An 11,403-nucleotide genomic window follows, 5' to 3' on the forward strand; every position below is an offset into this window, starting at 1 on the left:
CTCAAGACTTGCGCGACAACCGCGTAAGTATCCGGTCCAGCGCATTGGCGAATGCCTGCTTCTCGCGCTCGCCAAACGGCGCCGGTCCGCCGCTCATCTGGCCCTGCTCACGCAGATCAGTGAACAGATTACGCACCGCCAGTCGATCGCCCATGTTCTGCGCATCGAACTCCTTGCCCCGTGGATCCAGCGCCGCCACGCCTTTCTTCACCAACCGGTCCGCCAGCGGCACATCGCTGCAAATTACCAGCTCACCCGGCGCCGCGTGTTCCACCAGGTAATCGTCAGCGGCATCCGGGCCGCTGGGTACTACGATCAACTTCACCAGCGCGAGGCCCGGTTTAATCTGCGGCTGGCCGGCGACCAGCACCACTTCGAACTGGCGCTTGAGGGCGAACTTCACCACCAGATCCTTGGCTGCCCGAGGGCAAGCGTCGGCATCGATCCACACGCGCATAGTGTTTCCTCTATTGAAAAGCATCGCGGGCAAGCCCGCTCCCACAAGGTTAGCGCTGAACCTGTGGGAGCGGGCTTGCCCGCGATTATGAGCGTAGCGAATGCTTCAGGAAACCGACACCCGCCGCTTCTCGGCCATCCGGCTACGGCTATACAACACAATGATCGCAATGATCGCCACAGCCTGAGCACTCAGGGAATACGCATCAGCGTGGATCCCCAGCCAGTCGAAGTCAAAGAACGGCACCGGCCGCGTGCCGAAGATCCCGGCTTCCTGCAACGCCTTCACGCCATGGCCGGCAAACACCACCGACAACGCGCAGAGCAACCCGGCATTGATGCCGAAGAACAACGCCAGCGGCAATTTCGCCGAGCCACGCAGAATCACCCAGGCCAGGCCGATCAGCATTACCAGCGCTGTCGCTCCGCCCGCCATTACGGCGTTGTGTCCTGCCGGCCCGGCCTGCAACCACAGGGTTTCGTAAAACAGGATCACTTCGAACAGCTCGCGATAAACCGAGAAGAACGCCAGGATCGCAAAGCCGAAACGCCCGCCACCACTCACCAGGCTGCTCTTGATGTAATCCTGCCAGGCCGCTGCGTGGCGACGGTCGTGCATCCACACGCCGAGCCAGAGCACCATGACACTGGCAAACAACGCCGTCGCGCCTTCCAGCAGTTCACGCTGGGCGCCGCTGACGTCGATCACATAAGCCGCAACCGCCCAGGTCGCCAGCCCGGCCAGCAGTGCCAGGCCCCAACCGATGTTGACGCTACGTACCGCCGATTGCTGACCGGTATTGCGCAGGAATGCGAGGATCGCCGCGAGCACCAGAATCGCTTCCAGACCTTCACGCAGCAGAATCAGCAGACCGGAAATGTAGCTCAGCGACCAGCTCAAGCCATCACTGCCCAGCAGGCCAGCGGACTCTTTCAACTTGGCTTTGGCCGCTTCCAGGCGCTGCTCGGCCTGGGCCACCGGCAAGCCGTCCTGCAACGACTGACGGTACGCCATCAGGGATTTTTCGGTGTCTTTGCGCACGTTGGCGTCGACGTTGTCCAGAGAGCTTTCGACCAGCTCGAAGCCTTCCAGGTACGCCGCTACCGACAAGTCATAAGCCTGATCGTGATCACCGGCGCGGTAGGCTGCGATGCTCTTGTCCAGGGTGGCCGCCGTGTAATCAAGCAACTGCCCCGGACCACGCTTGACCTGCGGCGGTTGCGCTCGTTGCGCTCGGAAAGTGGCGGCTGCTTGCGGACCTTCGGCGGCCTGCACTTCGGCTGGCGTCTGACGTGCCAGGTCGGCGATGTTGTAGGTTTTCTCGGATTTGGCCGCAGCCGGATCGGCGCTGAAGCTGGCGATATAGGTCGCCAGATCCCAACGTTGACGATCATCCAACTGATCGGCGAAAGCCGGCATGTCGGTGCCTTCAACGCCCATGCCCAGCGTGTTGTAGATCGCATAGAGGCTCAGACGGTCCAGTCGCACGGCATCGCGCAGATTGGCCGGCGGTGGCGTCATGCCGACACCCGCCGGACCGTCACCGGCACCCGCCTCGCCATGGCACACCGAGCATTGCTGGGTATACAGCAGCGCGCCGCGAGTCGGGTCTGGAGTGATAACCGGAGCTTGGCTGACCTCATAGGTCACCGCCAGTTTTGCCCCCAGCTGCCGCGCCTGACGGGCAACATCCGCGCCGTCCTTGCGAGCGGCGATGGCAGCGCCAAGGCTGCCGACGCCCTGCTCCAGCTCTGCGCGTTCGGGTTTGGCCGGCAAATCGGCGATCAAACCTTGTAGCACCTTGAGGAATTCCTGCTGTTCGCGGTATTCAGACTCATCGATGACCTTGCCCGCCTCGACCGTCGCTGGGTAATCGGCGCCAATGTAATCGAGCAAATGCAGGGCCTTGGGCGCACCTTCCGCGGTTTCGGCCAGCGCATTGAAGCTGCAGAACGCGATCACCGGCAGCACGAGCCACGCCAGAAAACGAGAGGAGGCAATCATGAATAAATCTCAAATGGAAATACGAAGTAACACATTGTTCACTCCCAATGAGTTTCACTCAAGCTTTGTTGGTATTTCCTGCGTAGCTGCGTATAAATTCAGCGGCCAATTGCCACCCTCCGCCGGTTTCGTTCAGGGAAGAATCAACGTCCATGCGTTCACACCTGTTTTTCTCACTGCTGTTAAGCCTTGCCCTGCAACTGACTGGTTGCGCCGCCTATCGCGACTACGACCTGGAACTGGAGCAAACGACCGCCCAGTTGAAAGCCGGAAATCCGCAGGGCGCTCTCCAACTGCTGGAGCTGCACAATCCGTCAGAAGAACGGGATCTGCTCTACTACTTCGAAAAAGGTGCAGTCCTGAGTGCCGGTGGTGCACTGCCGCAAAGCCAGGTTGCCTGGCGCAGTGCAGAGCAAATGGTGATCCAGCGCCAGGACACCGTCGAGTCTGCTGGCACACAGCTCTTGTCCGCGATGGGCGATCATTGGGGCAGCATCATCAATGACAAACTGCGGCGCTATGATGGCTACGACTACGAAAAAGTCATGCTGACCACGCAAATGGCCCTGAACCAGTTGGCCGTGAATGACTTCGACGGTGCTCGCGCCGACATCAAGAAAACCCACGAACGTGAAGCACTGATTGCCCGTCAGCGGGAAAAGGAATACGAGCGACTTGAAGAAGAAGCCAAGGCTCAGGGCGTTCGCGTGCACTACAAGGATCTCCAGGGCTATCCCGTGATGACCCTCGACGCGCCCGCCGTGATCGCGCTGAAAAACGGCTATCAGAGTGCATTCAGTCACTACCTGGCCGGGTTTACGTATGAAGCGCTGGGTGAGCGTGATCTTGCCGCCCCGGGTTATCGCCAGGCCATCGAGTTGCGACCCGACCTGCCCTTCTTCGAGCAGGCATTGCGCGAACTCGACAAACCCGCAGCCAAGGCAAATGAAAGTGATGTGCTAGTCATCGTGCAAAGCGGCCTGGCGCCGGCGCGCAGCTCGGTTCGTGTCCCCTACCCGGTGCGCCTGGAAGACAATCAGGTGATCGTCGCCAACGTGTCGTTTCCGGTGATGGTTCCCGACACGTCGACCCCGGCGTTCACGCAGATGACGATCGACGGTCGCAAACAGCAACTGACCCTTGTTAACAGCATCACCGACATGTCTTTGCGCACGCTGCGCGACGATATGCCGGGCATCATTCAGCGCACCGCGCATCGCGCCTACCTGGCTGCTTCTGTTCAGGCTACAGACAACCGACGCGACCCGAGCAAAGCCTCTTACGTGACGCAGCACGATGACTTTGAGCACGCGGACACCCGAACCTGGCGCACGTTGCCCAATATCACCCTGGTGGCGCGCCTGCGCCTCAAAAAAGGTGAGCACCTGATCAGCCTGCCCAACGCGCCGGGCGCCGCGCCCCTGAAAGTCCGCATCGAGCAGAACCATCAGGTCATAGGCCTGCGAGCGCTGGGCGAGCGGGTTTACAGCAACGGAGTGGCTTTCGAACCTGCCGTTGCGCCTGAAAGTAGTGTGGTATCCGGTCTGAAATAAGTAATAGCACATTTGTGAAAGCATGTAATTAAAAAGCCATTACATAGCCAGCATCCCTGTCTATAATGCCACGCCGTCGTTATTGCGATATGGCATTTAAGCTCCTCTTTTTATGAGGAATTGGCAGGAAGCCAACAGCCCTGCCGATAGGTCCCAACAGCCCGACCAGCACGCGGCTGCATATATTCAGGGAAGACGTACCCCTTATGGCATTCCGTGCCCCCGCCTTGATCGCGCTCAGCGCTGTCACATTGCTTTCCGGCTGCTCGGCCTTTCGTAACTACGATTCGGAACTTGCACAAACCAACCAGCAACTGGCCTCCGGCAACGTCGAAGCCGCCTTGACCCTGCTGGAAAAGAACAACACCGGCAAAGACAAAGACCTGCTCTATTACTTCGAGAAGGGCGAACTGCTGCGCGCCAAGGGCGACTTGTCCGGCAGCCAGAACGCCTGGACCAGCGCCGATCAGGTGGTGGGCAAGTGGGAAGACGCAGTCAAGCTCGACACCGATAAATACCTGGCTCAGTTCGGCAGCTTCCTGGTCAACGACAAGGTTCGTCGCTACGAAGGCTACGACTACGAAAAAGTCATGCTGACCACGCAGATGGCCCTCAACCTGCTGGCGGTGAACGACTTCGACGGCGCGCGCACCGCGATCAAGAAGACTCACGAACGTGAAGCGGTGATCGCCGACCTGCGTGACAAGGAATACCTCAAGAGCGAAGAGCAAGCCGAGAAAGAAGGCGTCAAAACCCAGTACAAGGATCTTCAGGGTTACCCGGTGGCGAGCCTCGACGCGCCGGAAGTGGTCAGCCTGAAAAACAGCTACCAGAGTGCGTTCAGCCATTACCTGGCAGGCTTCGTTTATGAAGCCCTGGGCGAGAAAGATCTGGCGGCGCCGGGTTATCGCAAGGCCGTCGAACTGCGCCCGAACACGCCGCTGCTGGAACAGGCACTGGTGAATCTCGACAAACCGGCCAAGAGCGATGACAGCGACATCCTGATCGTCGTGCAAAGCGGTCTCGCACCGTCCCGCGACTCGATCCGCATTCCGCTGCCGTTGCCGATCAGCAACAACGTGGTGATCACGCCGCTGTCGTTCCCGATCATCAAGCCCGATACCTCAACCGCCACCTTTGCCCAGATCGGCGTGGACGGCCAGCAGCTGAACCTGACCCAACTCAACAGCACCACTGCCATGTCCCGTCGCGCGCTGCGTGATGACATGCCAGGCATCATCCTGCGCACCACCGTGCGGGCGATCACCCGGGGTGTGGCACAGAAGCAGATCAACGAAACCAACCCGCTGGCGGGCCTTGCAGTCGGTATTACTTCAGCCGTACTCGAAGGTGCCGATACTCGTACATGGCGTACGCTGCCGGACAACACTCAGGTGGTGCGTCTGCGCTTGAAGAAAGGCGAGCACCACGTCACGTTGCCAAGCGCCGTGGGCGGCTCGGTGGTCAAGGTCATCGTTGATCAGCGCTTTCAGGTCATCACCCTGCGCGCCGTGGGCAATCAAGTATTCGCCAACGGCCTGGCCGCACACGTGATCCCGAGCGCCAACGCGACCGCCGTGGCCAGCCTCAAACAACCTTAAGAACGGAGTCTTTGCATGCGCTTCAAATTCATCGCTGTCGTCGCCCTCGCCTTGCTGGCCGGCTGCGCCACCCCGCCACCGCCGGAGCCAGGCAGCGCTGCCAGCAAGGTCGTGGCCATGGGCAAGCTCAAGAACATCGTGGTCGGCGCCATGCGCGTGGCCCGGGAAAACGGCTTCATGACGGTCAATGCGCAGCTGAGCAACACCAGCTACAACAACAAGACCTTCTACTACCGTTTTGCCTGGCTCGGCCCTGAAGGCTTCCCGGTTGCCGAAGAGGAAACCTGGAAAAGCCAGATGATGTACGGCGAGCAGACCAGTTTCATTCAGGCGATTGCGCCAACCGCCAAAGCCGTGGATTTCCGTCTCGAAATCAAAACGCCTTAAGCCCAACACCCTATTCGTTCAGTTTTAGAGAGCATTCCCATGTTTGCACGCTTTTCGTTCATCGCCGTCATTGCCCTTCTGGCCAGCGGTTGCGCCAACACTTCGCCGACGCTTGGCAGCAAAAACATCAGCTACGGTGACACCAAGGCCGTGGAAACCGTGACCAACGAGTTCGGTTCCACCGACCTTCAGATGATCGCCGAATCCATGACCCGCTCCCTGGCCCAGTCCGGCATCCTGCAAGGCCGTCCGGTGGTTCAGGTCTACGACGTGAAGAACAAGACCAGCGAATACATCGATACCCGCGAAATCACCACCAGCATCAAGACCCAATTGATGAAGACCGGCGTCGCCCGCTTCGCCAGCGACAACACCGCCATGCAAAGCCAGGTTGACCAGCTCAAGCTGCAAAACCAGAGCGGCCTGTACAAGAAAAGCACCGTGGCCAAGACTGGCAACATGATCGCTGCCCAGTATCGCATCGAAGGTTCGATCAGCTCGATCGTCAAGCGCAGCAGCGACTACAAGGACGTCTTCTACAAATTCAGCCTGCAGTTGATCGACGTTGAAAGCGGTCTGGCCGAGTGGATGGACGAAAAAGAGATCCGCAAAACCACGGAGCGTTAATCGATGCGCGCATGGATTGGCATGATGGCCCTGGCTTGCGCGTTCAGCGTGCAAGCGGCCCCGAAAGTCGCGGTGACGGATCTGGCGTATCAGGAGCGAGTGGAGCAATACATCCACATCGTTTCGGCACAGAGCAACCACAGCCAGAGTTACTACGGCGCCAGCGGCTCTTCGAGTTACAACGAGATCGAAGCGACCAGCAGCTACATCGAGCAAGGCGAGCTGCGTAAATTCACCGGCGACATCAAGGGCGAGATTCTGCGCACCGGCATGTTCCAGCTGGTGCAGGGCACGCCTTACACAGCATCGTCCAAAGGTGACGTGTATGACGTGATCAAGCGGATCAAGGCCGGTAGCTTCAAGGGTGCCGACTACGTGCTGTTCGGCACTGTGTCAGACATCGACTTTACCCGCGACATGAACGAGCTGGCCAACACCGACAGCTATTCGGCGGTGCTGGGGCTGACGCTGGTGGCGGACTTCAGCCTGATCAACACCAAGACCTATGAGATCACCTCGGCCTTCACGGCGATGGGCGAAGGTCAGGACACCAAACTGGTGAATGGTCGGGATATCAAGATTTCACTGAACCGCCCACGGGTGGTACGTGATGTGTCCAAGGCGCTGGGTGAAGATGTGGCTGCGCAACTGAGCCAACAGCTCGGTGGCGGTGGTTACGAGCAGCCGGGGCAAGCGCCGCTGCGCAATAACCTGCCGCAGGATACGGCGCCGGTGATTCTGCACTGAGTAGGCTCTGATCGTTCCCACGCTCCGCGTGGGAATGCAGCCTGGGACGCTCTGCGTCCCAAAGAGCCGAACGCGGAGCGTCCGTTGAGGCATTCCCACGCAGAGCATGGGAACGATCAGGCGACCTCGATGGGTCGCCTTTTTTGTGTCTGAAGGTTTTACACCGCGGCTTTGCGCAGGGTCGCCATGAACGCCGCCGCGCCGATGAACAGCCCGGCAAAAGTGCGGTTCATGCGTTTTTGCTGCTTGGGTGTGCGCAACAAACGCAGCACCTTCGCCGCCAGCCCGGTGTAGCCGGCCATGACGATCAGGTCGACGCAGATCATGGTCACGCCAAGGATCAGGTACTGGGCCACCAGCGGCGCGTGGGGGTCGATGAATTGCGGCAGCACCGCGAGCATGAACACCAAGGCCTTGGGGTTGCTGACGTTCACCAGAAAACCGCGGAACACCAGCGCCATCGGCTTGCCGATCTGCCGTATGGCAGCGTCGTCGTTCATATCATTAGGCAGCGCGCGCCATTGCTTGACCGCGAGGTAGACCAGGTAGGCCACGCCGAACCATTTGATCGCATAGAAGGCGGTAGCGGAGGCCGCGAGGATCGCACCGACACCGGCGGCGACAATCGCGATCTGCAAGGCCAGGCCCAGTTGCAGGCCCAGGGCGTTCCAGTAACCGCGCCAGAAACCGTAGCGCAGACCGCTGGACATCGACGCAATGGCGCCGGCACCGGGAGAAAGACTGATCACCCAGCAGGCGGCAAAAAACGCCAGCCATGTTTGAAGCACCATCGCACACCTCGACTCAGACTCGTGACAGACGTCTAAGCTAATGCGCCTTTGGGCCGATGACTACCGATTTTTTGCAGGACATGGCGACTGCCGACCAGCGTTTACGGCTTGAAAGGCCCATCGTCTGACGGGCCGCCATCGCGGGCAAGCCCGCTCCCACAGGGTTTCGGGCTGATCACAAACCTGTAATCCGACTCCAAAAAAACTGTGGGAGCGGGCTTGCCCGCGATGGTGGTGCGTCAGGCAACAGAAGGCTTACTTTTCAAACCCGTTCGAAGGGAACACATCCGTCCCACGCCAGCGTCGAACCGAGCGCTGGAAGAACAGGCTATTGGGCACTTGCACCATGGCGCTGCCGGTGCCGAGTTCTTCGGCTTCGATCAGCGTGGTGTAGAGCAGATTGATCGCCACCACCCGACCTTTGACGCCGGGCTTGTCGGTGGTATCCACCAACTCGACCACATCGCCGATACGGAATGGGCCGACGGTAAAAATCAGGATCGCGCACAGCAGGTTGGACAGCACGCTCCACATGGCGAAAAACGCCACGGCGGCCACCGCAACGAAACCGGACAACGCCGTCCAGAGCACCGTGGCCGACACGCCAAGGCGTTCCAGCACGAAAATCAGCGCACTGCCCATGATCAGCCAGCGCAAACCACCGCGCAGCGGCATGAAAAACTGCGGCGGAAACGGATAGCGTTCACCCAGGCGAGTCAGGCATTTAGCGACAACTCGCTGGGCGACATAACCGGCCAGCAGGATCAGCAGAATTTGCACGACCAGCCAGAGCGGCTCGCCCCACCCAGCCGGCAACGGCAGCTTGAAGGCTTCCATCAGGACAGTGCCTCCAGCTCCGCCTGCATGCTTTCCAGCAGTTCCAGCGCTTCCATCCAGGCTTCTTCCAATTCGGCTTCACGCACCTTCAGCTTGGCTTGTTCAGCCAGCAGATCACGCAAATCGTTCTTGCGCATCGGCTCGTAAATGTCGCTGTCGCCAAGGCTGGTATCGATCTTGGCCAGCTTCTCGTGCAGCTTGCCCAGCTCGGCTTCAAGCTTGTCGGCCTCGCGCTTGTGCGGTGCCAACTGCTGACGCAATGCAGCAGCGGCCTGGCGCTGGGCCTTCTTGTCGGTCTTGTCCGGATTGACCGGGGTATTGCTGACCGGGGCATTGCGTTGACGGTATTCGACCAGCCAACGGGCGTAGTCTTCCAGGTCGCCGTCGAACTCCTCGACCTTGCCGTCGGCCACCAGATAGAAATTGTCAGTAGTGCTTTTGAGCAGATGGCGATCGTGTGAGACCACCAGTACCGCGCCACTGAATTCCTGCAGGGCCATGGTCAGCGCCAGACGCATTTCCAGGTCCAGGTGGTTGGTCGGTTCGTCGAGCAGCAACAGGTTCGGTCGATCCCAAGCGATCAATGCCAGGGCCAGACGCGCCTTCTCACCGCCGGAGAAATTCAGTACCGGCTCATCGATACGCGCGCCGCGGAAGTCGAACCCTCCGAGGAAGTCGCGCAGGGTCTGCTCACGCTCGGTCGGCGCCAGGCGCTGCAAGTGCAGCAACGGGCTGGCTTTGGAGTCGAGAGAATCCAGCTGATGCTGGGCGAAGTAGCCAACGACGGTGTTTTCACCGCGCGTCAGGCGACCGGCCAACGGCGAGAGTTCACCGGCGAGGTTTTTGATCAGGGTCGATTTACCCGCGCCGTTCGGGCCGAGCAAACCGATCCGCGCGCCGGGGGTCAGTTGCAGCTTGACCTTCTCCAGCACGGCTTTGTCGCCGTAACCCAGTCGAGCATCCGACAGGTCGATCAGCGGGCTGGAAATTTTCGTCGACTCGCGGAAGACGAAGTCGAACGGCGAATCGACGTGGGCGGCGGATAGCTCTTCCATCCGCTCCAGTGCCTTGATTCGGCTCTGGGCCTGACGGGCCTTGGTGGCCTGGGCCTTGAAGCGGGCGATGTAGCTTTCCATGTGCGCACGTTGCGCCTGTTGCTTCTCGTAGGCCTGTTGCTGCTGGGCCAGACGTTCGGCACGGGCGCGTTCGAAAGCGCTGTAACCACCGCGATACAGGGTGATCTTGCGTTGATCGACGTGGGCTACGTGATCGACCACGGCATCGAGGAAGTCCCGGTCGTGGGAAATCAGCAGCAAGGTGCCAGGGTAGCTTTTAAGCCACTCTTCGAGCCAGATGATGGCGTCGAGGTCCAAGTGGTTGGTCGGTTCGTCGAGTAGCAACAGGTCCGAAGGGCACATCAAAGCCTGCGCCAGATTCAGACGCATCCGCCAGCCACCGGAGAAATCTCCTACTTGCCGATCCATCTGCTCATTGGTGAACCCAAGGCCGGCCAGCAGCTTTCGAGCCCGGGCATCGGCGGTGTAGCCGTCGGCGCTGTCGAGTTCCGAGTGCAGGCGGGCCTGAGCGGCACCGTCATGGGCCGCTTCGGCTGCGGCGAGGTCGCGTTGCACCTCGCGCAGGCGCAGGTCGCCATCGAGCACGTAGTCGACCGCCAGGCGTTCGAGTGTCTCGATTTCCTGGCGCATGTGGGCGATACGCCAGTCAGCCGGCAGGAAGCAGTCACCCGAGTCCGGGTGCAGTTCGCCACGAATCAAGGCGAACAGGCTCGATTTGCCGGCGCCGTTGGCACCGATGAGGCCGGCTTTGTGGCCGGCGTGCAGGGTCAGCTCGGCGTCTTCTAGCAGACGTTGCGGGCCACGCTGTAAAGTGAGGTTCTGAAGTCGAATCATAATGGCGGCGGAGTCTACCAGCTTCGCTCGCAACTGGCGCGAGTAGCACTATGTCCTCTGACCTGTGGAGCTTTTCCCTTGGCACTTACACCCGTCCCGGCGTTGAACCCGCATGCCTGCAATTGCAGTCGGCGGGTATCAATGTGTGCCTGCTCCTGTGCGGGTTGTGGCTGGAAGAACGTGGAGTTACCTGCAACAAACAACGCTTGCAGCTGCTTCGCAATGTAGCCGGGCCTTGGGACGCGGATGTCGTGCAACCGTTGCGCGCCTTGCGCCTGCAATGGAAAGCCGCCGCTAGCGAGGATGCCGGGCTGAATGATTTGCGCGAACAGGTAAAGTCACTGGAGATGGAAGCCGAACGACATCTGCTGTCACGGCTGGAACGATTGGCACAGAGTTGGCCGCAGTATGAGGAGACCGAACGAACGGCCTGGCTCGAAGGTGTGGCGGCGGGTGCCGCCAACCTGGACCGCGACGCGCTGCATCAGC

The 11,403-nt window shown here is 60.2% G+C and carries 11 protein-coding genes; 6 read left to right on the forward strand and 5 right to left on the reverse strand.

Going from position 1 to position 11,403, the window contains the following annotated elements; genetic code table 11:
- Position 1 precedes the first annotated feature (1 nt).
- Both AC1RQB_RS02250 and AC1RQB_RS02255 read right to left on the reverse strand, forming a co-directional pair.
- Entirely contained in the window at positions 2-457 is a 456-nt protein-coding gene (locus AC1RQB_RS02250) for a YaiI/YqxD family protein (protein WP_063342179.1), read from the reverse strand.
- Positions 458-562: 105 nt separating this feature from the next.
- Positions 563-2,461: an FTR1 family protein gene (locus AC1RQB_RS02255; RefSeq protein WP_063342178.1), complete on the reverse strand. Its 1,899-nt coding sequence runs from the start codon at positions 2,459-2,461 to the stop codon at positions 563-565.
- A 152-nt stretch (positions 2,462-2,613) separates the two neighbouring features.
- Between AC1RQB_RS02255 and AC1RQB_RS02260 the strand changes: the two genes are divergently transcribed.
- From AC1RQB_RS02260 to AC1RQB_RS02280, 5 genes are all read left to right on the forward strand, one after another.
- Positions 2,614-4,014, forward strand: coding sequence for a COG3014 family protein (locus tag AC1RQB_RS02260; protein WP_063342177.1), 1,401 nt, complete (start codon positions 2,614-2,616; stop codon positions 4,012-4,014).
- Positions 4,015-4,220: 206 nt separating this feature from the next.
- Positions 4,221-5,615 (forward strand): COG3014 family protein, encoded by a 1,395-nt coding sequence (locus tag AC1RQB_RS02265; RefSeq protein ID WP_008076089.1) that lies wholly within the window; start codon positions 4,221-4,223, stop codon positions 5,613-5,615.
- A 15-nt stretch (positions 5,616-5,630) separates the two neighbouring features.
- Positions 5,631-6,002 carry a YcfL family putative periplasmic lipoprotein gene (locus AC1RQB_RS02270; RefSeq protein ID WP_007899347.1) on the forward strand — a complete coding sequence of 124 codons (372 nt, stop codon included), beginning with the start codon at positions 5,631-5,633 and terminating at the stop codon, positions 6,000-6,002.
- A gap of 39 nt (positions 6,003-6,041) precedes the next feature.
- Positions 6,042-6,629 (forward strand): penicillin-binding protein activator LpoB, encoded by a 588-nt coding sequence (gene lpoB / locus AC1RQB_RS02275; protein WP_007899345.1) that lies wholly within the window; start codon positions 6,042-6,044, stop codon positions 6,627-6,629.
- Between the two features lie 3 nt (positions 6,630-6,632).
- A complete protein-coding gene (locus AC1RQB_RS02280) occupies positions 6,633-7,376 on the forward strand; it encodes a hypothetical protein (protein ID WP_063342176.1) in 744 nt (247 codons plus the stop codon).
- 158 nt (positions 7,377-7,534) lie between these two features.
- Here AC1RQB_RS02280 and AC1RQB_RS02285 read toward each other — a convergent pair whose 3' ends face one another.
- The 3 genes from AC1RQB_RS02285 to AC1RQB_RS02295 all read right to left on the reverse strand — a co-directional run bounded on the left by AC1RQB_RS02285 (position 7,535) and on the right by AC1RQB_RS02295 (position 10,914).
- The gene (locus AC1RQB_RS02285; RefSeq protein ID WP_063342175.1) at positions 7,535-8,167 is read right to left on the reverse strand and encodes a LysE family transporter; all 633 of its coding nucleotides are present in this window, start codon (positions 8,165-8,167) and stop codon (positions 7,535-7,537) included.
- A gap of 255 nt (positions 8,168-8,422) precedes the next feature.
- The gene (locus AC1RQB_RS02290) at positions 8,423-9,004 is read right to left on the reverse strand and encodes a mechanosensitive ion channel family protein (RefSeq protein ID WP_063342174.1); all 582 of its coding nucleotides are present in this window, start codon (positions 9,002-9,004) and stop codon (positions 8,423-8,425) included.
- Complete coding sequence (locus AC1RQB_RS02295) at positions 9,004-10,914, reverse strand: ATP-binding cassette domain-containing protein (protein WP_008076093.1); 1,911 nt, start codon at positions 10,912-10,914, stop codon at positions 9,004-9,006. Before AC1RQB_RS02295 ends, AC1RQB_RS02290 begins: the two co-directional genes overlap by 1 nt.
- A gap of 50 nt (positions 10,915-10,964) precedes the next feature.
- Between AC1RQB_RS02295 and AC1RQB_RS02300 the strand changes: the two genes are divergently transcribed.
- A partial coding sequence (locus AC1RQB_RS02300) for a TIGR02444 family protein (protein ID WP_493094085.1) occupies positions 10,965-11,403 on the forward strand: 439 nt, incomplete at its 3' end.

The organism is Pseudomonas sp. GW822-FHT02E03, assembly GCF_058802325.1.